At 73.8% G+C, this 20,756-nt stretch carries 18 protein-coding genes; 14 read left to right on the plus strand and 4 right to left on the minus strand.

What is annotated here, in order from left to right; genetic code table 11:
• Positions 1 to 2: 2 nt before the first annotated feature.
• Together HF577_RS14450 and HF577_RS14455 are read right to left on the minus strand one after the other, a co-directional pair.
• Positions 3 to 1,664, minus strand: coding sequence for an ABC-F family ATP-binding cassette domain-containing protein (locus HF577_RS14450; protein ID WP_169396355.1), 1,662 nt, complete (start codon positions 1,662 to 1,664; stop codon positions 3 to 5).
• A gap of 61 nt (positions 1,665 to 1,725) precedes the next feature.
• The gene (locus HF577_RS14455) at positions 1,726 to 2,529 is read right to left on the minus strand and encodes a DUF5995 family protein (protein WP_169396356.1); all 804 of its coding nucleotides are present in this window, start codon (positions 2,527 to 2,529) and stop codon (positions 1,726 to 1,728) included.
• 170 nt (positions 2,530 to 2,699) lie between these two features.
• On the opposite strand from HF577_RS14455, the gene HF577_RS39260 reads away from it, so the two are divergent.
• Positions 2,700 to 5,702, plus strand: coding sequence for a helix-turn-helix transcriptional regulator (locus HF577_RS39260; protein ID WP_169396357.1), 3,003 nt, complete (start codon positions 2,700 to 2,702; stop codon positions 5,700 to 5,702).
• A 45-nt stretch (positions 5,703 to 5,747) separates the two neighbouring features.
• Here HF577_RS39260 and HF577_RS14465 read toward each other — a convergent pair whose 3' ends face one another.
• Positions 5,748 to 6,329 carry an RNA polymerase sigma factor gene (locus tag HF577_RS14465; RefSeq protein ID WP_169396358.1) on the minus strand — a complete coding sequence of 194 codons (582 nt, stop codon included), beginning with the start codon at positions 6,327 to 6,329 and terminating at the stop codon, positions 5,748 to 5,750.
• Between the two features lie 237 nt (positions 6,330 to 6,566).
• On the opposite strand from HF577_RS14465, the gene HF577_RS37475 reads away from it, so the two are divergent.
• From HF577_RS37475 to dapB, 11 genes are all read left to right on the plus strand, one after another.
• Positions 6,567 to 7,388, plus strand: coding sequence for a DUF5995 family protein (locus HF577_RS37475; protein WP_211174270.1), 822 nt, complete (start codon positions 6,567 to 6,569; stop codon positions 7,386 to 7,388).
• Between the two features lie 55 nt (positions 7,389 to 7,443).
• Positions 7,444 to 8,313 (plus strand): tRNA pseudouridine(55) synthase TruB, encoded by an 870-nt coding sequence (gene truB, locus HF577_RS14470; RefSeq protein WP_407692207.1) that lies wholly within the window; start codon positions 7,444 to 7,446, stop codon positions 8,311 to 8,313.
• A gap of 52 nt (positions 8,314 to 8,365) precedes the next feature.
• The gene (locus HF577_RS14475; protein WP_169396360.1) at positions 8,366 to 9,307 is read left to right on the plus strand and encodes a bifunctional riboflavin kinase/FAD synthetase; all 942 of its coding nucleotides are present in this window, start codon (positions 8,366 to 8,368) and stop codon (positions 9,305 to 9,307) included.
• Positions 9,308 to 9,392: 85 nt separating this feature from the next.
• Positions 9,393 to 9,902: a helix-turn-helix domain-containing protein gene (locus HF577_RS14480; RefSeq protein WP_169396361.1), complete on the plus strand. Its 510-nt coding sequence runs from the start codon at positions 9,393 to 9,395 to the stop codon at positions 9,900 to 9,902.
• A 3-nt stretch (positions 9,903 to 9,905) separates the two neighbouring features.
• The gene (gene thpR / locus HF577_RS14485) at positions 9,906 to 10,424 is read left to right on the plus strand and encodes an RNA 2',3'-cyclic phosphodiesterase (protein ID WP_169396362.1); all 519 of its coding nucleotides are present in this window, start codon (positions 9,906 to 9,908) and stop codon (positions 10,422 to 10,424) included.
• 111 nt (positions 10,425 to 10,535) lie between these two features.
• A complete protein-coding gene (locus HF577_RS14490) occupies positions 10,536 to 12,263 on the plus strand; it encodes an AMP-binding protein (protein WP_169396363.1) in 1,728 nt (575 codons plus the stop codon).
• Positions 12,264 to 12,424: 161 nt separating this feature from the next.
• Positions 12,425 to 12,694 carry a 30S ribosomal protein S15 gene (gene rpsO, locus HF577_RS38300; RefSeq protein ID WP_169396364.1) on the plus strand — a complete coding sequence of 90 codons (270 nt, stop codon included), beginning with the start codon at positions 12,425 to 12,427 and terminating at the stop codon, positions 12,692 to 12,694.
• Positions 12,695 to 12,910: 216 nt separating this feature from the next.
• Positions 12,911 to 15,190 carry a polyribonucleotide nucleotidyltransferase gene (locus HF577_RS14500; RefSeq protein ID WP_169396365.1) on the plus strand — a complete coding sequence of 760 codons (2,280 nt, stop codon included), beginning with the start codon at positions 12,911 to 12,913 and terminating at the stop codon, positions 15,188 to 15,190.
• The gene (locus tag HF577_RS14505) at positions 15,187 to 16,524 is read left to right on the plus strand and encodes a M16 family metallopeptidase (RefSeq protein ID WP_169396366.1); all 1,338 of its coding nucleotides are present in this window, start codon (positions 15,187 to 15,189) and stop codon (positions 16,522 to 16,524) included. The genes HF577_RS14500 and HF577_RS14505 overlap by 4 nt, the downstream gene beginning before the upstream one ends.
• 96 nt (positions 16,525 to 16,620) lie before the next feature.
• Positions 16,621 to 17,100, plus strand: a complete 480-nt coding sequence (locus tag HF577_RS14510; protein ID WP_169396367.1) for a DUF456 domain-containing protein — start codon at positions 16,621 to 16,623, stop codon at positions 17,098 to 17,100.
• Positions 17,101 to 17,119: 19 nt separating this feature from the next.
• On the plus strand, positions 17,120 to 17,884 hold the full coding sequence (gene dapB, locus HF577_RS14515) for a 4-hydroxy-tetrahydrodipicolinate reductase (protein WP_281359762.1): 765 nt from the start codon (positions 17,120 to 17,122) through the stop codon (positions 17,882 to 17,884).
• A gap of 74 nt (positions 17,885 to 17,958) precedes the next feature.
• Here dapB and HF577_RS14520 read toward each other — a convergent pair whose 3' ends face one another.
• Entirely contained in the window at positions 17,959 to 18,519 is a 561-nt protein-coding gene (locus HF577_RS14520; RefSeq protein ID WP_169396368.1) for a GNAT family N-acetyltransferase, read from the minus strand.
• Positions 18,520 to 18,669: 150 nt separating this feature from the next.
• Here HF577_RS14520 and HF577_RS14525 point away from each other — a divergent pair, with 150 nt between their 5' ends.
• Together HF577_RS14525 and HF577_RS14530 are read left to right on the plus strand one after the other, a co-directional pair.
• Positions 18,670 to 19,620, plus strand: coding sequence for an EamA family transporter (locus HF577_RS14525; protein ID WP_169396369.1), 951 nt, complete (start codon positions 18,670 to 18,672; stop codon positions 19,618 to 19,620).
• A 17-nt stretch (positions 19,621 to 19,637) separates the two neighbouring features.
• Positions 19,638 to 20,756 (plus strand): winged helix-turn-helix domain-containing protein (locus tag HF577_RS14530; RefSeq protein ID WP_169396374.1); only part of this gene is annotated, 1,119 nt, incomplete at its 3' end.

Raw genomic sequence — 20,756 nt, forward strand, 5'->3', positions numbered from 1 at the left:
GCTCACCCCGCCGACCACACCGGCTCGTCGGTCTCCCGCACGTCCCCGTCGCCCGCGAACAGCACGAAGCGGTCGAAGCCGCGGGTGAACCAGCGGTCGTGGGTCACCGCCAGCACCGTGCCCTCGAACGCGCCGAGCGCCTGCTCCAGCGCCTCCGCGGAAGCGAGGTCGAGGTTGTCGGTCGGTTCGTCGAGCAGCAGCATCGTGGCGCCGCACAGCTCCAGCAGCAGGATCAGCAGCCGCGCCTGCTGGCCGCCCGACAGCGTCTCGAACCGCTGCTCGGCCTGCGCGGCCAGCTCGTAGCGGTCCAGCGCCTTCATGGCGGCGCCGCGGGTGCGGCCGGACCGGTCGGCGTCCCCGCTGACGAGGACGTCCAGCAGCGTGCGTCCGGTCAGCTCCGGCCGGTCGTGGGTCTGCGAGAAGTGCCCGGGGCGCACGCGGGCACCGAGCCGCGCCACACCGGTGTGCCGCACGGCCGAGAGCGCCGCACCGCTCGCCGGGACGGCTCCCGGTTCCGGGTCGCTGCCCCCGCGCGCGAGCAGCCGCAGGAAGTGGGACTTGCCCGAGCCGTTGGCCCCGAGCACCGCCACCCGGTCGCCGAACCACACCTCCAGGTCGAACGGGTAGGTCAGCCCGTCCAGCTCCAGCTGTTCGCAGACGAGAGCCCGCTTCCCGGTGCGCCCGCCGCCCAGCTGCATCCGGACGTTCTGGTCGCGCGGCTTGTCCGGAGGCTTGCCCTTCCCGTCCCGCCCGCTCTCCAGGAACCGGGCCAGCCGCGTGCGCGCGGCCTGCAGGCGCGACGCCATGTCGTCGTTGGACGCGGCCTTCGCCCGGTAGAACGCCACCAGCCGCTCCAGCTTGGCGCGTTCCTCCTCCCACCGGCGGCGGTCCTCGTCGATCCGGTCGTGGCGCGCCACCCGCGCGTCGTGCCAGGACGCGAACCCCGCCGGATGCACCCACGCCGACCCCGCCTCGACGGTGACCACGCGCTGGGCGGTCCTGGCGAGCAGCTCCCGGTCGTGGCTGACGAACAGCACGCTCTTGGCCGACTCCTGGATCCGGCCCTCCAGCCAGCGCTTGCCGGGGACGTCGAGGAAGTTGTCGGGCTCGTCGAGCAGCAGCACCTCGTCGGGGCCCCGGAGCAGCAGCTCCAGCGCGAACCGCTTCTGCTCGCCTCCGGAGAGGGTGGCGACGGGGCGGCCGCTCACCTGCGCCCACGGCAGGCCCAGCACCGCGACGGCGGCCGTGTCGAACTCCACCTCGGCGGCGTACCCGCCGGCCTCACCCCAGTCGGCGAGCGCGTCGGCGTAGCGCAGCTGCGAACGCTCGCCGTCGTCGAGTGCCCGCTCGGCGGCGCCGAGCCGCAGCCCGGCCGCGCGCACGGCGGGCGGGGCGAGGGACAGTGCGAGGTCGGCGAGGGTGCGGTCGTCGGCGATGGACCCGATGAACTGGTGCATCACCCCGAGGCCACCGCTGCGGGCGATGCTGCCCGCCGCAGGCGCCAGGTCGCCGGCGATCATGCGCAGGAGCGTGGTCTTCCCGGCGCCGTTCGGTCCGACGAGCGCGATCTTCGCGCCGTCACCGACGCGGAAGCTGACGTCGGAGAACAGCGTCCGGCCGTCGGGGAGCCGGTGGCCGACCGACATCGCCTCGATGTGTCCCACGAAGCGGAGATGGTGCAGTGTGGCGGCCCGGCGGTCGAGCCGATATCGGCGGGGCCCCGGCCTACACCGGGAGGACCGGGACCCGCAGCAGGCCCTGCCCGACGAGGGAGGCGATCGCGTCGAGCTTCTCCTCCGAGGCCCGCAGCACCTTGTCATCGGCACCGCGCTCCCACACCCGCTTCGCCTCGTCCCACGCGAGATCGCGGGTGAACCGGATGACGAGGTCGGCCATCCAGTTGGCCGTGCGGTCCCAGATGGCGTCGTCCGGCCCGCGGCTGAGCAGGGAGCCCAGTTCCTCGCGCAGGGGGTCCATCTCCTTCTCGAAGACGTCGTTGATCAGGCAGTAGTCGTGGAACTGGTCGCTCTCCCGCCCGTCGCCGTCCGGGGCGATGTGCTTCCACGTGGCCACGAGCGCGCACGAGAGGTCGAAGTTGATGTGCGCGTTGACGCCCGCCACGGCGAAGTTCACCGGCGCGATGCGGGGGTTGCTGCGGTTGTCGAAGAGCAGCCGCCAGACCCCCGGCGTCTCGTGCATGTTCTCGGCGTAGGTGCGCAGGGCCCGCAGGTAGCGCTCCGCGAACTCGATGTCGAGCCGGATCAGGAACTCCGGTGAGCGGAAGTCGCCGCTGTCGGCCATCTGCCCGATCCGGGCGGTGATCACGTGGTAGAGCTGGGTGAACGCCGCGATCCCGTCGTTGTTCCCGCGCATCGACGTGCTCGCCGCGTGCTGGTGGATGGCGGCGAGCCGCTCCACCACCTCGGGGATCGACGTCGGCGCTGCGCCCCCGGCGAGCACGGCGAGCTGCTGCGTGGAACCCGGCCCCCGTACCGCTCGCGCCGCATCTCCGATGTCCTCGATGTCCACTGCGAACTCCTCTCTTGTAGGTCCACGTTCGGGTGACGGCCCCAGGTGAGGAGGGGCCACCCGCCGTCCTGATACGGCAGGTGCCAGCTGGTGCGATGATCTCCCCCGTCATGGAAGGCGGTGTGGGCCCTCTGGATTCCGATCGTCCGCATGGCCTAACGTCGCCTCACGTGACCGAGCGCCTGGCTTCGCCTCCGCTCGTCGGCAGGGACGATGACCTCGCTCTGCTCACAGCGACGCTCGACGGGGTGCAGCAGGGCCGGATGGCCACGGTCTTCCTGGTCGGGGACGCGGGCGTCGGCAAGACACGGCTCGTTCAGCACCTCGTCGGCCGCGCCGACGGGGCGGACGCCACCGTGCTCCTCGGCGGCGCCACCGACATCGCGGAGAGCCCGCCGTTCTGGCCGGTCGCCTCGGCCCTGCGCTCCCTCCTGCGGTCGGCGCGGGGCGAGGAGGTGCAGCGGCTGCTGGCGCCGTGGGCCGACCAGCTCGACGAGCTCGTGGCGCTGAGCCCGGCCGTTCCCGCGCTCGCGGCCCAGCAGGCGCGCGTGCAGACCCTGGAGCTGCTGCATCGCGTGGTGCTGCGCCTCGCGGCGCGCTCGGTGGTCGTGCTCGTCGTTGAGGACCTGCAGTGGGCCGACCGGTCCACTCTCGACCTGCTCGCCTACCTCGTCGCGAACCTCGCCGACGAGCGGGTGCTGGTCGTCGGGACCTACCGCACGGATGAGGCCTCGGACTCGTTCCCGGCGCGCACGATGATCAACGAGCTCCGGCGCCACCGCCAGGTGCGGTGCATGGAGGTGGAGCCGCTCGGGCGCAAGGCGGTGGCGGAGCTGGTGCACGCCCTCGCCCCGGGCCGGACGGACCTGGTCGAGCTCGTGTGGAAACGCTCGGCAGGCAACGCGTTCATCGCCGAGGAGACCGTGCGAGCCGCCCTCGAGGGCGACCCGACGGGCCTGCCGACGACGCTGCGCGAGCTCGTGCTGTCGCGCGTCAACCGGCTGTCCGAACCGGCGTTGCGCGCCGTGCGTGCCATCGCGCTGTGCGACGGGCCGCTGCCGCACCGGCTCCTCGACACCGTGCTGGACGGCGGCGGCCCGGACCTGTTCGGTGCCCTGCGGGAGGCGGTGAACGCGGGCGTCGTCGTGGTCGACGACGGCGTGGACGGCTACCGGCTCCGGCACGGGCTCATGACCGCCGTCGTCATCCGGGAGCTCCTGCCGGGCGAGCGGATGCACCTGCACCAGCGCTACGCCACGGCGCTCGAGGCTCCGTGGGCGCGCGAGCTGCCCGGCGTGGACGCCCGGCTCGCCCACCACTGGCAGTCGGCGGGCGACACGCAGCGCGCGGCCGCCGCCACCGTGGCGGCGGCCGAGTCGGCCTACCGGGTCCGGGGCTACGCCGAGGCGCACCGCCACTGGCTGCGGGCCGCACGGCTGGCCGGTGGGCTGTCCGCGGCCCCTGTCCCGCGCACCATCTGCCTGGAGCGGGCCGCCGAGGCGGCCCACCTCGCCGGCGACGCCGACCAGGCCGTCGCGCTGCTCGCCGAGCGGCTCGACCTGATGGAGACACCGCACCGGCCCGGCGACCTCGACGAGGCGCTGCTGCACGCCCGCACCGGCCAGTACCTCGTGGCGGCCGGCCGCGGCGCGGAGGCCGCCCTCGCGTTCGGCCGGGCCACCGCGGCGCTGCCCGCGTCCGGTTCGGACCGGGAACGGGCCGAGGTGCTCGGCGGCCACGCGTCGGCGCTGTGGACGGCGGGGGACTTCGCTGGCGCGCAGGTGGCCGCCGAGCGGGCGCTCGAGCCCGCCCGGCGGATGGGGCTCGCGGTGGAGGAGGCCAGAGCCCTCGCGACGCTCGGCTTCAGCCTGGCCTACCGGGAGGACCCGGAGGCGGGGGAGGCGGCCCTGCGCGAGTCGCTCGCCGTGGCCGAGCGGGCCGGTGAGCCCCGGGAGATCGCGCGGGCCTACCGCAGCCTCGCGGAGCTGCTGTCCGGGCCGCTCAACGAGCTGGACCGCGGCGTCGAGATCGCCCGGGCCGGGATCGACCGCGTCCACGCGCTGGGACTGGACCGCAGCGCCGGCGTCGGACTGATCTCCGTGGCGGCCAACGGCCTCTTCCGCCTCGGGCGCTGGGACGAGGCGGACGCGGCGATCGCCGAGGCGTGGGAGGTGGCACCCAGCGGCGCGGAGGCTCTGGAGCTGCGGCTGTCCCGGGCCCGGCTCGACATCGGGCGGGGGCGCTTCGCCGCTGCGGAGGACGACCTCGAGGCCGTCGAGGTGCTCTCGGCGAGCACCATCGGCCCCCGCTACCGCATTCCGCTGCTCACCCTCCGCGCCGGGCTCACGATGTGGCAGGACCGCCCGGACGTGGCGCTCGACCACGTCGCCGCGGGCCTGGACGTCGTGGAGCAGGGGTCGGACGACGTGTGGCTCGTCGCCCCGCTGGTCTGGCACGGAGCCAGGGCGCGCGCCGAGCTCGCACGGCTGGGGCTGCGCCGGGCCGACGACGGCATCGACGCCCGCCTGCGCCGGCACGCCGCTGAGCTGATCCGCAACTCGGCGGCGTCGGTGCCCGCGGTCCGCGACATGGTGCTGGGCTTCGTCCAGATGTGCGAGGCCGAGGACGGGCGGGCGCGCAAGCGCTCCGACCCGCAGGCGTGGGAGCGCGTGGCCGAGTTCTGGGAGTCGCGCAACCAGCCCTACCCCCGGGCGTATGCCCACCTGCGCAGGGCGGAGGCGCTGCTCGCGGTCCGGGCCCAGTCGGTGGCGGCCACGGAGGCCCTGCGCCATGCCGGGCACCTCGCCCGCGAGCTCGGGGCCGAGCCCTTCATGGCGGAGGTCGTCGACCTCGCGGAACGGGCCCGCGTGCGGATCGACGCGCCGGCGCCGCAGACCGTCCCGGCCCCCGCACCTGCGGCCGCCATCGCCTCGGCCGAACAGGAGGACGAGCTGGCCGCGTTGACGGCCCGCGAGCTCGAGGTCCTCGCGGAGCTGGCCGGCGGCCACACCAACCGGGAGATCGCCCAGCGGCTGTTCATCAGCGAGAAGACCGTCGGGGTCCACGTCAGCCACATCTACGCGAAGCTCGGCGTGCGCAGCCGCGTGCAGGCCAGCGCGATCTGGCTCCGATCGGCGCCCGCGCACCGGGGGAAGCGGGCTGGTGCCCCGTAGGCGTCACTCTGCCGCCGTCACTCTGCCGCCGTCACTCTGCCGCCGTCACTGGGCCGCCGTCGCGAACGCGCCGTCGTCGAAGGTGCGCCGCACGCGGTCGATGAGGCGGGCCCGGCTCGGCCCGAGGCTCCCGATCGGGATCCCCGTGTCCCGCGCCACCTCCGCGTAGGGCCGCGGCTCGTCCGCGAACAGCGCGTTCATGATCGTCCGGCCGCGCGGGGGCAGCGTGCCCACGATCCGCCAGAGCCGGGCCGCGGTGTCGGCGTCCACCACCTGCTCCTCCACACCCGGGTCGGAGGTGGGCACCGCGTCCATCTCGAGGGCCACCATGCCCTGGCCCTCGCGCAGGATCCGCAGGCACTCCCGGGACGCGGTCGTGGACAGCCAGCCGCCGAGCCGGTCGGGGTCGCGCAGCGAGCCCAGGTGCTCCACCAGGCGGAGCCAGGTGCGCTGCTCCGCGTCGCGGGCGTCGGCATCCTGCAGCCGGTAGTTGCGCACGACCGCCGTGACGAGACCGCGGTACCGGGCCACGATCTCGGCCCACGCCCGGTTGTCGCCCTGTGCGGCCAGCGCGACCAGATCGGTGTTGCGGAGGTCCTGGGTCGTCGGTGCGGTGGACGCGGTCATCGCCGGCTCCTTCGTCACTGGGTTCGTGATCAGCGTCGAGGGATCCGGCTCGGATGTCGTCAGGACAACGCCCTAGGTGTACTCCGTAGGACCCCCTAGATCGGTGACAGTTGCGGCAGCCGCCGTATCACCGGCTCCCACCCGTGACTCATCCCGCGGTCCGACACCGCTCGCCGTTCGATCCGGGGAGCAGGAGCAGGACGACACAGCCGGGGGGCGACGACGGGAGCGATGGGAATGAGCGTGATGACGGCCGAGGCGAACGGGACGAGACTGGTCACGACGGGCCGGACCGGGACAGGACCGGCCCTGCCGGGACCTGCCGCGGCGGGCCGGGCGGCGTCGAGATCGGCGGCCCGGGACGACGCGCCGGCCGGAACGGACCCGCCGGCCCAGCGCGCGGCGGGCGCGATCGAACCGGTCACCCCGGAGGCGATCGTCCACGTGCTGTCCCGGCTGCAACCGGGAGCCGACGCCGGGCGGGCCGGGGAGGGCGCCGGCCCGGTCAACCGGCTGCTCGCCGAGGTGGTGGAGGCGGCGGGCATCGACGGCGACCTGGCTCCCGACGGCGAGTACGTCACGGTGCTGGTCACGGAGCTCGCGAAGCGCTACCTGCGGGCCGTCAGCTGTCACGCGCGCGGGCTGGCCGTGCCGCAGGCATGGCAGGAGATCCTCGACCGGTGGGACCCGGCCGCGGCCGACCCCGCGCGGATCACCCTGGCGGCCGGCCTCACCATCGTCGGCCACGATCTCCCGCCGGCCGTCGTGAGCGCCTGCACGCTGCTCGGGCGCACGCCCGGCCCCGCAGAGCGCGCGGCCGTGCAGCTGATCGTCGCACTGATCGCCGACGTGCTGAGGGAGACGGCCCCGGCGCTCCCCGGCGCCACCGACGCCGGTGGCGGTCCGCGCCTCCTGCTGTCCCGCACCGACGCCTGGCGGCAGGCCGAGGTCCTGTGGGCCGTCCGCGGGCGCCCGTCCGAGGCCGAGAAGGAGCGGGCGGCGATGGACTGGCGCGCCGGCCTCGTCGTCCGGGGGCTGCTCGCCACCCCCGGCTGCTGACCCGGCCCCGGCCCGCTGCTGCCGGGTCGGCAGAGGGCAGGAAGAATCGCCCCGTGTGAACGCCGTCCCCTCCGGCCTGGTCGTGGTCGACAAGCCTCCCGGTATGACCTCGCACGACGTCGTCGCCCGGCTGCGCCGGATCCTCGGCACCCGCAAGATCGGGCACGCCGGGACGCTCGACCCGATGGCCACCGGCGTGCTCGTCTGCGGTGTCGGCCGCGGCACGAAGCTGCTCGGACACCTCGCGCTCGACACGAAGGCGTACACGGCGACGGTGCGCCTCGGCGCGACGACCAGCACGGACGACGCCGAGGGCGAGGTCATCGCCACGGCCGACGCCACCGCCGTCGACGATGCGGCGATCGCCGCCGGCATGGCCGCACTGACCGGGGCGATCGAGCAGGTGCCCAGCTCGGTCAGCGCGATCAAGGTCGACGGCAAGCGGGCCTACGCCCGCGTGCGTGCCGGCGAGGAGGTCGTGCTGCCGGCCCGTCCCGTGACCGTCTCGCAGTTCCGGCTCCTCGCGCGGCGCGGCGACGACCTCGACGTGCTGGTGGAGTGCTCGTCGGGCACCTACGTCCGGGCGCTGGCCCGCGACCTCGGCTCCGGGCTGGGCGTCGGTGGGCACCTGACGGCGCTGCGCCGCACCCGCGTCGGCCCGTTCCCGCTGGAGCACGCGCGCACGCTGGAGGAGCTCGAACAGGGCTCCGCGCTGACGCTGTCGCTCGACGAGGCCGTCGGCGTGGCGTTCCCGCGCCGCGACCTCGACGCCGCGCTCGCCGGGGACATCACGCACGGCCGCCCGCTCCCCGCCGCGGGGGTGAGCGGTACCTACGGCGTCTTCGCCCCGGACGGCCGGGCGCTGGCCCTGGTCAGCGAGCGGGGCGAGCTGGCCCGCCCGGTGGTCGTGCTCGCGCCCGCGTAGGGCGGGTGGGAGTCGCCGAGGGGGCCCGCAGCGCGTTCCGTAGGCTCGTGCCGTGCAGCGCTGGCGGGGGCTCGAGGCCGTGCCGAGTGGCTGGGGACGCAGCGTCGTCACCGTCGGCGTCTTCGACGGGGTCCACCGCGGCCATCAGCAGCTCATCGGGCGAGCGGTGGAGCGGGGACGGCAGCGGGGTCTCCCCACCGTGCTCATGACGTTCGACCCCCACCCCGCCGAGCTGATCCGCCCGGGCAGCCACCCGGCCCGCCTCACCAGCCTCCGGCGCCGGGCCGAGCTGGTGGCGGGGCTGGGCGTCGACGCGTTCTGCGTGCTGCCCTTCACCGCCGAGCTGGCCCGCACAGCCCCTGCCGAGTTCGCCCACGAGGTGCTCGTGGAGCGCCTGCACGCGGCGGACGTCGTGGTCGGGCGCAACTTCACCTTCGGGCACCGGGCCGCGGGCGACGTGGCGTTGCTCGCCGAGCTGGGGCAGCGGTTCGGGTTCGGGGTGGAGGGCCTCGACCTGATCACCGACGACGGCATCACGTTCTCCTCCACCTACATCCGGGCCTGCATCGACGCGGGCGACGTCGAGGCGGCCGCCGCCGCGCTGGGCAGGCCGCACCGCATCGAGGGCGTGGTCGTGCACGGCGACCAGCGCGGTCGCGAGCTGGGCTTCCCCACGGCCAACCTGTCGACGCCACCCTTCACCGCACTGCCTGCCGACGGTGTCTACGCGGGCCGGTTCGGGATCGACACCGTCGACGGGGGGAGCCGCCTGCTCCCGGCGGCGATCTCGGTGGGCACCAACCCGACGTTCTCCGGACGCGTGCGGTCCGTCGAGGCCTACGTGCTCGACGTCGAGGAGGACTTCTACGGGTTCGAGGTGGCACTCGACTTCGAGCACCGGCTGCGCGGGCAGGAGCGCTTCGACGACGTGGAGGCGCTCATCGTCCAGATGAACCTCGACGTCGAGCGCACGCGTGAGCTCCTGGGCGGTTGACGCCTCCGGCCGGGCGCCCTGGCGGGGTGCGGGAGTTTCCGCGTTCGGCCACGGGGGCGGTGCTCGAGGTGTCAGCATCCTCCGCATGGCTGAGCCAGGTGCAGACGCGCTGCGGTCCCGGATCGCGGGCAACCGCGAGCGGCAGCGGGAGCTCTACGGGGCGCCGCTGGGCGACCACGTCCGCAGGCTCACCTCCGCGCTGGGCATCTCGCAGTCCCGGCTCGCCCGCACCCTGGGGATCAGCCCGGCGATGCTGAGCCAGCTGGTGAGCGCGCGGCGGGTGAAGATCGGCGACCCTGCGGTGCTCGCCCGGCTGCTGCTGCTCGACCAGCGGTGCCACGCCGTCCGCGTCCCACCCGAGCCACGCGCGGTCGACGCCCTGCTGGCCGACGTCGCGCGGGCGCGGTGGCAGTGGCACGCGCCGCGCGTCCCGGCGCAGCGAGCTCACCGGGAGCCCCACTCCGGCACGGCGGCCGCCGCTCTGCGCGGGATCGCCGAGCCGGCCCGGCTGGCTGCCGCGGCCGTCGCGCTCGGCCCGGGCTTCCCGGAGCTGGCAGAGGTGCTGCGGCAGGCCGCGAGCCGGCCGGGAGCCTGACCGGTGCGCCTGTTCACCGCGCTGTGGCCCCCCGCCGAAGCCGTCGCCGCACTCGCGGCCGCCACGGCACCGGCGGGGGAGCCGCCCGGATGGCGCGCGGTCGACCCGGCGACCTGGCACGTCACGCTGGTGTTCCACGGAGAGGCCGATGCGGGGGTGCTCGCCCGCAGGCTCGACGGCGCGGCAGGCGGTGCACCCGCGCCGCGGCTGCGGATCGCCGGTGCCGGGGCGTTCCCCGGCGTCCGCTGGGCGGGGGTGGAGGCCGACGACCCCGAGGCCCTGGCCCGGCTCGTCACTGCGGCAGGCGGCGAGGAGGAGGCGTTCGTCCCGCACGTCACGGTCCTGCGCAGGCGGCGTCGGCCGGGTCCGGGTGCCCATCCCGACCCGCCGGCCCCGTGGGCGTCGCACCGCGGCCCCTGGTGGCGTCCCGCGGAGGTGCTGCTGGTGGCGAGCGAACCGGCCAGGGGCGGCTCCCGTTACCGGCCCGTCCACCGCGTGCCCCTTGCCGAACCGGACAACTGATCAAGCACCGGACGCGCCATCTGATCTTTCGGTCCGATTCTCGTCAACCATTCCGTGGCGTGATCTGGATCCGCAGCCCGGTTCACCGGTTACGCCAGTAGCCTCGAAGAAGTGCCTCTGGATGAAGCGAACATGCGTGATCCGGCTGCTGCCTTTCTCGATCTGCGCCCGTCGGATGCGCAGGTGGAGAAGTACTACGGGCTCGGTACCTGGCGGGACGGAACCCCTCTCGACGATCTACGTCGGTGGCGGGAGGAATCGCCCGAATCAGTTGCCGTGATCGCTCATCGAGCGGATTCCGGTATTCGGCGGATCACCTATCGCGAGTACGCGGAGTACGTCGAACGGTTCGCAGGCGCGCTGCACGAGCTCGGGGTGCGGGTGGGAGACGTGGTGGCTGTCCAGCTGCCCAACTGGTGGCAGATGAACGCGCTGGTGCTGGCGTGCGCCCGGATCGGGGCGGTGGTGGCGCCGATGGTCATGACCATCCGTGAGCGTGAGCTGGAGCGGGTTCTGGCCCGGTTGCGGGCCCGGGTCTGCGTCACCGCCGACCGGTGGGAGGGCTTCGACCACTCGGCGGCGCTGGCCGAGCTGGCGCCGCGCCTGCCCGAGCTGCGGCATCGCGTGGTGCTCGGCGCGTCCGTCGGGGACGACGAGGTCGACTTCGTCCGGCACTTCCAGGAGGCCCCGTGGGAGCCGGGCCGGCCGGACGCGCCCGCCGAGGCCGGGCCGGACCCCGACCGGGCCTTCCTGGTGCTCTTCACGTCCGGCACCTCCGGGGAGCCGAAGGCGGCTCTGCACACCCTCAACACGCTCTACGCGTCCAGCCGGGACTTCGCCGCGGTCGACCGCGTGGGCACCCACGACCGGCTCTTCACCTCGGCCGCGGTCACCCACTACGTCGGGATCCAGACGTGCATCCTGATACCGCTTCTCGGCGGCGCCGCCGGCGTGCTGATGGACGTCTGGGAACCGGAGGCGGCCGCCGCGCTGGCCGCCGAGGCAGGCGTCACCTACGTCCACGCGGTGCCGCTCTACTTCGGTGGCCTGCTCACCGTGGTGCAGGACCAGCACCGCGCGCTTCCCGCCTTGCGGGCGGCCCTGACCGGTGCGACGACGATCCCGGGAGACCTGGTCGCACTGGGGCGCAGCCTGCTCGACCTGCCGATACGGGCCGTCTTCGGGACGACCGAGATCGGGCTCGGCACCATGACCCGTCCCGACGACCCGTTCGACCGGGCCGCCCACAGCATCGGCAGGCCGTTTCCCGGGACGGAACTGGATCTGCGGGCCGACCACGAGATCACGCTCGAGCAACCCGCCCGGCTCTTCGTCCGCGGTGGCGCCGTCTGCCTGGCCACGCTGGGCCGCGACAGCGGCGCACTGATCGTCACGGGTGAGCACGACGACGGGTGGTACGACACGGGCGATCTCGCCGTGCCGGAAGAGGACGGAGGCGTCCGCCTGGCCGGCCGGGCAGGCGACCGGATCGGCGGCGTGCTGATGATCCCGGTGTCGGATGTCGAGTCGGCGTTGCGAACCCATCCGGCCGTCGACGACGTGGCGTTGGTCGGCTATCCCGACGACACGGGGTCCGAACGGGCCTGCGCCGTGGTCGTCGCCGACCCGGCGTCGGCGCCACCCACGTTGGCCGACCTGCGCCACCACCTCGACGCGCTGAAGATGACCGAGTGGTACCAGCCGAGCCGGCTGGAACTGGTGCGACAGCTGCCCCGGAACTCCATCGGCAAGGTGCAGAAGGAACTGCTCCGGCGTTGGGTGCGCGGTGAGGGCGATCTTCCGGAGGAACGGAAGGTGGATCAGGACCGCGGCCGCTGACCGCATCCCGGGCTCGCCGGAGGGCGGCGCCGACGACTGGACCGTCCTGCCTGGTAACGTGGAGTGCTGGGTCCGGCTGCAGTCCGTGGCGGCCGGCACCGTCTTCCGGTGTTCAACATCATGCACCGGCCTCACGGCACACAGCAACGAAAGAGGAGCACGTGGCACTCGACGCCGCACAGAAGAAGACGATTCTGGACACCTACGGTGTCCACGAGGGTGACACCGGTTCCCCCGAGGCGCAGGTCGCGCTGTTGACCAAGCGGATCAGCGACCTGACCGAGCACCTCAAGCTGCACAAGCACGACCACCACTCCCGCCGGGGGCTCCTGCTGCTGGTCGGCCGTCGCCGCCGGCTGCTGAAGTACCTGGCCTCGGTCGACGTCGCGCGCTACCGGTCCCTGATCGAGCGCCTCGGCCTTCGCCGCTGACCTCCCGTCGGCCCGGGCCACCAGGTTCTCCGAGCCCGGTGGCCCGGGCCGGCACCACAACTCCACGACGCCACGCCTCCGGTAGCAGATCCGCCGGTCCTCGGTAGTGGCTCCCGGGCCGATGTGCCCCGGGGGCTTCGATCGAAGACCGGCTCGGCCGAGGATCCTCCCGGTGCAGGCGTGGGGTCTCCCTCCGAAAGAGGAGATGTCCACTTCATGACCGATGCCCAGACCGATACGGCGGACAACGTCCACGAGACCACCGCCGTCATCGACAACGGGAGCTTCGGCTCCCGCACGATCCGGTTCGAGACCGGGCGCCTCGCGCGCCAGGCCGCCGGGTCCGTCGTCGCCTACCTCGACGACGAGACGATGCTGCTGTCCGCCACCACGGCGTCCAAGCAGCCCAAGGAGCACTTCGACTTCTTCCCCCTCACGGTGGACGTCGAGGAGCGGATGTACGCGATCGGCAAGATCCCCGGCTCGTTCTTCCGCCGCGAGGGTCGGCCCGGCACCGACGCGATCCTGACCTGCCGGCTGATCGACCGGCCGCTGCGCCCGTCGTTCGTCGACGGTCTGCGCAACGAGATCCAGATCGTGGTCACGGTGCTGTCGCTCGACCCGCAGGACCCCTACGACGCACTGGCGATCAACGCCGCGTCGGCGTCCACGCAGCTCGCCGGGCTGCCGTTCTCCGGCCCGATCGGCGGCGTCCGCGTCGCGCTGATCGACGGCCAGTGGGTGGCCTTCCCGCAGTACGAGGACCTGCAGCGCGCCGTGTTCGACATGGTCGTGGCCGGTCGGGTCGTCGGTGACGACGTCGCGATCATGATGGTGGAGGCCGAGGCCACCACCGAGACGATCGAGCTCGTCGCCGGGGGCGCCCAGGCGCCCACCGAGGACGTCGTCGCGGCGGGCCTGGAGGCGGCCAAGCCGTTCATCCGCAGCCTGTGCGTGGCCCAGCAGCAGCTGGCCGACGTCGCCGCCAAGCCCACGGGCAACTTCCCGACCTATCCGGCCTACCAGGACGACGTGTTCGAGGCCGTGGCCTCGCACGCGTCGGACGACCTGGCGCAGGCGCTCGCCATCGGTGGCAAGCAGGAGCGCGAGTCGCGCCTCGACGAGGTCAAGGCCGCCGTGCTCGACAAGGTCGGCCCGCAGTTCGAAGGCCGCGAGAAGGAGATCGGCGCGGCGTTCCGCTCGCTCAACAAGAAGCTGGTCCGCCAGCGCATCCTGCGCGACCAGGTCCGTATCGACGGCCGGGGCATCACCGACATCCGGCCGCTGTCGGCCGAGGTCGAGGTCGTCCCGCGGGCCCACGGTTCGGCGCTGTTCGAGCGCGGCGAGACCCAGATCATGGGTGTCACCACGCTCAACATGCTCCGCATGGAGCAGCAGATCGACTCGCTCGGCCCGGAGACGCACAAGCGCTACCTGCACCACTACAACTTCCCGCCGTACTCGACCGGTGAGACCGGCCGGGTGGGCTCGCCGAAGCGCCGCGAGATCGGCCACGGCGCGCTGGCCGAGCGGGCGCTGCTGCCCGTGCTGCCCACGCGCGAGGAGTTCCCCTACGCCATCCGGCAGGTGTCGGAGGCGCTGGGCTCCAACGGCTCCACGTCGATGGGCTCGGTCTGCGCGTCCACGATGTCGCTGTACAACGCCGGTGTGCCGCTGAAGGCGCCGGTCGCAGGCATCGCCATGGGCCTGGTCAGCGACGAGGTGGAGGGCCAGACCCGCTACGTCGCGCTCACCGACATCCTCGGCGCCGAGGACGCGTTCGGCGACATGGACTTCAAGGTCGCGGGCACCGCCGAGTTCGTCACGGCGCTGCAGCTCGACACCAAGCTCGACGGCATCCCGTCCGAGGTGCTGGCCGCGGCTCTGTCGCAGGCCAAGGACGCGCGGCTGACGATCCTCGAGGTCATCGGCGAGGCGATCGACCGCCCCGACGAGATGAGCCGCTACGCCCCGCGCGTCGTGGCCATCAAGGTCCCGGTGGACAAGATCGGGGAGGTCATCGGCCCGAAGGGCAAGATGATCAACTCGATCACCGAGCAGACCGGTGCCGACATCTCCATCGAGGACGACGGCACGATCTACGTCGGTGCGTCCGACGGCGACTCGGCCGAGGCGGCGATCGGCATGATCAACGCCATCGCCAACCCGCAGCTGCCGAAGATCGGTGAGCGGTTCCTGGGCACGGTGGTCAAGACCGCCGCGTTCGGTGCCTTCGTGTCGCTGGTGCCGGGCAAGGACGGCCTGGTGCACATCTCGAAGCTGGGCCAGGGCAAGCGGATCGCCAAGGTGGAGGACGTCGTCAAGGTCGGCGACAAGATCCGCGTCGAGGTCACCGACATCGACAACCGCGGCAAGATCAGCCTGGTGCCGGTCGGCGAGGACTCCGACAACGGCACCGCGCCCGCGGGCACCGGCGCCGACACCGGCGACGCTGCCGACATCGACGCCACGGCCGCCGAGGTCTCTCCGAATTGACCGACGTTCTTCTGACGCCGGGGGCGGGGGCAGCTGCCCCCGCCCCCGGCGGCGTCTCCCGCACCGCGCTGCCCGGCGGCCTGCGGGTGCTCACCGAGACCGTGCCGGGCGTCCGTTCGGTGTCTCTCGGCATCTGGATCGGCATCGGCTCGCGTGACGAGACGCCGCGGCAGGCCGGCGCCGCCCACTACCTCGAGCACCTCCTGTTCAAGGGCACCCGGCGGCGCACGGCGGTGGACATCGCCGAGCAGTTCGACGCCGTCGGCGGCGAGCTCAACGCGTTCACCGAGAAGGAGCACACCTGCTACTACGCGCAGGTGCTCGACACCGATCTCCCGCTCGCGGTGGACGTGCTGGCCGACGTCGTCACCGCCGCGACGATGGCCCCGGCCGACGTCGAGGTCGAGCGCGGGGTGGTGCTCGAGGAGATCGCGATGCGCGACGACGACCCCGAGGACCTGCTCGCCGAGCTGTTCGACGAGACGATGTTCGGCGACCACCCGCTGGGCCGGCCGGTGATCGGCTCGGAGCAGTCGATCCGGGCGATGAGCCGGGAGACCCTGCACGACTTCTGGCGCGGCAAGTACACCACTCCGCGGATGGTCGTGGCCGCGGCAGGCAACCTCGTGCACTCCGACGTCGTGGAGCTGGTGACGGCGGCACTGGGTGACGCGGCGGCCGCTGCCGGTCCGGCCGCTTCCGTCGGCCCCCGCCGGCCCGCGCCTGCCGTGCTGGCCCCCGGTCCGCGGCTGGTGCTGCAGTCCGAGGACACCGAGCAGGCGCACCTCATGCTCGGCGTCCCCGGTCTGTCGCGCCACCACCCGCTGCGCACGGTGCTCACCGTGCTCAACACCGCGCTCGGCGGCGGTCCGAGCTCCCGGCTGTTCCAGCAGGTCCGTGAGCAGCGCGGGCTGGCCTACTCGGTCTACTCGGCGGTCACCAGCTACTCCGACACGGGCCACCTCGCCGTCTACGCCGGGTGTGCGCCCGAGCGTCTCGACGAGGTCGTCGCGGTGGTGCGGGGGGTGCTCGCCGAGGTCGCGGCCGACGGGCTGACCCCCGCCGAGGTCGCCCGCGCCCAGGGCAACCTGCGCGGCGGGCTCGTCCTCGGGCTGGAGGACACGCCGTCACGGATGAACCGGCTCGGCCGCGGCGAGCTCGACCACGGCCGGACGCGCCCGGTCGAGGAGAGCCTCGACCGGATCGCGGCCGTCACGCCCGAACAGGTGTCCGACCTGGCCCGCGAGCTTCTCGCCGTCCCCCTCACCGCGGCCGTGGTGGGCCCCTACGACGAGGAGCGGGACCTCCCCGCATCCCTGCGCTCCCTGGCCTGACCGCGCGGCCCCTGACCTGACCGCGCGGCGCGAGCGGCCCTGCCGTCCGGACGTATCGGACGGCGGAGCCGTTCGTCCGCGTGCCAGGATCGCCCGGTGACGCCCGAGACGCTTGTCGCCGCGCTCCTGATCGTCGTCGGCATCGTCGGGATCCTGCTGCCGGTGCTGCCCGGGTTGGTCCTGGTGCTCGCCGGGATCGCGGTGTGGGCGGTCCCGCGGGCCGACGCCCTCGGCTGGACGGTGCTCGGTATTGCCACCGCGATCGTCGTGCTCGGCAGTGTCGCGAAGTACCTGCTGCCCGGCCGCAGGCTGCGCGACTCCGGGGTGCCCGGTCGCACGATCGCGGCGGGTGCGGTGCTGGGCGTGGTCGGGTTCTTCGTGATCCCCGTGGTGGGGCTGCTCCTGGGTTTCGTGCTCGGGGTGTACCTCGCCGAGCTGGCGCGGCTCCGGGACAACCAGCAGGCCTGGCCGTCCACCCGGCAGGCACTCTCGGCGGTGGGCTGGAGCGTCGTCATCGAACTGGCCACCGGGCTGCTCGCCACGGCCGTGTGGATCGGCGGGCTCGTCATCGGCTGACCCCCGGGCGCTGATTAGTCTGCGGGGCGTGACGGAGAACGGGATCCCGGTCGGTGTGGTGGGTGCGCGGGGGCGGATGGGCGCCCAGGTGTGCGCGGCTGTCGAGGCGGCGCCGGACCTGGTGCTCGTCGCGCAGATCGACGAGGGTGACCCGCTCACCACGCTGGTCGACGCGGGCGCGCAGGTGGCCGTCGACTTCACCCACCCCGGCGTGGCACTCGACAACGTGCGGTTCTGCGTCGAGCACGACATCGCCGCCGTGGTGGGCACCAGCGGGTTCGACGAGGCGAAGCTCGACGCGGTGCGCGCGCAGCTCGCGCAGCGCCCGGGGCACGTGCTCGTGGCCCCCAACTTCGGTATCGGTGCCGTGCTGTCCATGCAGTTCGCGCGGCAGGCGGCGCGGTTCTTCGAGTCCGTCGAGGTGATCGAGCTGCACCACGCGGGCAAGGTCGACGCCCCGTCGGGCACCGCCGTGCACACGGCGGCACTGATCGCCGCGGCGCGGGCCGAGGCAGGCGCGGGCCCGCTGCCGGACGCCACCACGAGCGAGCTGCCGGGCGCCCGCGGCGCCGACGTCGACGGCATCCACGTGCACTCCGTGCGGCTGCCGGGCCTGGTGGCGCACCAGGAGGTCATCCTGGGCACCACGGGGGAGACCCTCACCATCCGCCACGACTCGTTCGACCGGGCGTCGTTCATGCCCGGCGTGCTGATGGCGGTGCGTGCGGTGCGCGACCGCCCCGGCCTGACGGTCGGCCTGGACGACCTGTTGAACCTGACCTGAGCGGCGCCCCCAGGTTCAGGAAAGCCACGATGCTGCCCTCTGCGGGCAGGAAAGTGGCTTTCCTGAACCTCGCGCTACGCCAGTTCCAGGTCCAGTGAGCCGGTGATCCGCACCTCGCGCAGCTCGCCGTCGCCCGTGTCGAGCACGCGGACCGTGCCGTCGGGCTCCCAGCCGGCGCGGGCGTAGAACCGGCGCGAGGCCTCGTCGGCCTCCGGCACCCAGGCCAGCCCGTAGAGGGCTCCGGAGCGGCGCAGCGCCTCTGCCGCCGTGGCGAGCAGCCGCCCGCCGTGGCCGCGCCTGCCCCACCGCGGCTCCACGAGCAGGGCGCTGATCTCGGCCCAGGCTTCCGGGCCCAGCGTGGGCTCGCTGGTCGGCGTCGACCGCTCCGGCGCCGCGGCGGGCGCGGCGGCGCAGAACCCGACCGTCCACTCACCCTCGGTGGCCACGAGCACGTGGTGGTCGCCGCCTGCCTCCACCGCTGCCGTCCACGCCTGGTGCGCGGCCTCGCTGCGCAGCTGGGCGAGCGCCGCGGCCGGGACGAGCGTGGCGTAGGCGGCCTCCCAGGTGCCGGCCTGGATGCGCACGATCTCGCCGACGTCGGCGGCGGTGGCGAGGTGGACGGTGGCGGTGGCCATGCGCGCCATTCAAGCTGGGCACCCGGACGACCACGCACACCGGGTGGCCACCGTGCACACCGCCGGACATGTGTGCGGTGGCCACGATGTGTGCACGGTCATCCGGTTTCGCCGCGACATCCGGTTGTTGGCTATGGCAACGTCTGGGCGGTGGACGCCGCCGTCTCTCCCCGCCCGCCCGCTCTCGCCTGGGTGGCGCTCGGCGTCGTGTACGTCCTCTGGGGGTCCACCTACCTCGGCAACCGCCTGATCATCGCCGACGTCCCGCCGCTGTTCGCCGGCGGCGCCCGGTTCCTCGTCGGGGGCTCGCTGCTCGCTCTGGTGGTGCTCGCCGTCGCCGGGCGCAGCGCGTTCCGGATGACGCGGCGGCAGCTCGCCACCATGGCGCTGTCCGGGCTGCTGCTGCCCGCGTGGGGCAACGGCCTGGTGACGCTGGCGCAGCAGAAGGTGGCCTCCGGGCTGGCCGCCCTGCTCATCGCCGCGGTGCCGCTGTACATCGTGGTGCTGCGCGCCCTCACCGGCGACCGGCCGCGGCCGGCCACGCTCGCCGGTGTCGCGGTGGGGGTGGCGGGGCTCGCGATACTGGTGCTGGCCGGGCCGTCCGGCGGCTCCGGCGGCGTGCAGGGCAGCGCGTGGTGGGGGCCGTGGCTGGTGTTGCTGGCCGGGCTCGGCTGGGCGACGGGGACCTTCGCGACCACCCGGCTCCCGGTGCCGGCCAACCCGTTCGCGCTGGCCGCGGGCCAGATGTTCGTCGGCGGGGCGATCCTGATGACGGTCTCGCTGGCCTCCGGTGACCGGCTGGACATCGGTTCCGTGTCGGTCGTGGCCTGGTGGGCGTGGGCCTACATGGCCGTGGTGGTGTCGCTCGCCGCGTTCGGCGCCTACGCGTTCGCACTGGCGTCGCTGCCGGTGTCGACGGTGGCCACCTATGCCTACGTCAACCCGGTGATCGCCGTCCTGCTGGGGGTGCTCGTCGTGAACGAGCGGTTCTCGGCGGTCCAGCTCGTGGGAGGCGGGGTGGTGCTGGTGGCGGTCGTGCTGGTCATCGCGGCGGAGCGGCCCCGGAAACGTCGGGGTGAACTGGCACCATCCGGGACGTGACGTTCCCGTCCCCCGAGATGATCGGGCCTGCCGAGACGATCGGTCCGGCCGAGACGATCGGTCCCGCCGCGGCGCGGCGCGCCGTCCTCGCCGCCCAGGGCTTCGCCGATCCGCGCCCGTCCGGGCCGGTCACCCGTCGCCACCTGGTGCGCACCCTCGGCCGCATCCGGCTGCTGCAGCTCGACTCCGTCAACGTGGCCGTGCGGGCGCACTACATGCCGGTGTACAGCCGGCTGGGCCCCTACCCGTCCGAGCTGGTCGACGAGGCCGCGTGGTCCCACTCGGCGCGCCGGCCGCGCCTGCTCGCCGAGTACTGGGCCCACGAGGCCAGCCTGCTCCCGGTGGAGGACTGGCCCCTGCTGCGTGCCGGGGCGAAGCGCGACGGCTGGTGGCGCCACTACGGCGCGCTGGTGGAGAGCCACCCCGGCCTGGTCGACGACGTGCTCGCCGCGGTCAAGGAGCTGGGCCCGATCGGTGCTGGCGCGCTCGAGACGGCGCTGGGCGGGCAGACGCGGCCGCGACCCCCCGGCGCGTCCTGGTGGGAGCGGTCCGACGTCAAGCGCATCTGCGAGTACCTGTTCGGCATCGGGGCGCTCACCACGGGCACGCGGCGCCACTTCCAGCGGCTCTACGACCTGCCGGAGCGGGTGCTCCCGCCCCACGTGCTCGCGGCGCCGCCGCCCTCGCAGGAGGAGGCGGCCCGCGCGCTGGTCCTGCGCTCGGCGTCGGCGCTCGGCGTGGCCACCGAGGCCGACCTGCGCGACTACTACCGCATCGCGCCCGACCACAACCGTACGGCGCTGCTCGCGCTGGTGGAGGCGGGGGAGCTGGAGCAGGTGGAGGTGCGCGGCTGGGCGCGTCCGGCCTACCGGGTGCCGGGCGCTCGCGTCCCGCGCCGGATTGCCGGGCGCGCGCTGCTCTGCCCGTTCGACCCGCTGATCTGGGAGCGCCGGCGCACCGAGCGGATCTTCGGGTTCCGCTACCGCATCGAGATCTACGTGCCGGAGCCGAAGCGCGAGTTCGGCTACTACGTGTTCCCGTTCCTGCTCGACGGTGAGCTGGTGGCCCGGGTCGACCTCAAGGCCGACCGCCGGGCGGGGGTCCTGCGGGTGCAGGGGGCCTTCGCGGAGCCGGAG

This window comes from Pseudonocardia xinjiangensis (genome assembly GCF_012911925.1).
In the GTDB taxonomy this organism is placed as follows: domain Bacteria; phylum Actinomycetota; class Actinomycetes; order Mycobacteriales; family Pseudonocardiaceae; genus Pseudonocardia; species Pseudonocardia xinjiangensis.

What these genes read in the sequence shown, in the direction of transcription:
- HF577_RS14465 (WP_169396358.1), bottom strand. Translation starts at nt 6,329, where the DNA reads ATGACCGCGTCCACCGCACCGACGACCCAGGACCTCCGCAACACCGAT.
- HF577_RS37475 (WP_211174270.1), top strand. Translation starts at nt 6,567, where the DNA reads ATGAGCGTGATGACGGCCGAGGCGAACGGGACGAGACTGGTCACGACG.
- HF577_RS14480 (WP_169396361.1), top strand. Translation starts at nt 9,393, where the DNA reads ATGGCTGAGCCAGGTGCAGACGCGCTGCGGTCCCGGATCGCGGGCAAC.
- HF577_RS14500 (WP_169396365.1), top strand. Translation starts at nt 12,911, where the DNA reads ATGACCGATGCCCAGACCGATACGGCGGACAACGTCCACGAGACCACC.
- HF577_RS14520 (WP_169396368.1), bottom strand. Translation starts at nt 18,519, where the DNA reads ATGGCCACCGCCACCGTCCACCTCGCCACCGCCGCCGACGTCGGCGAG.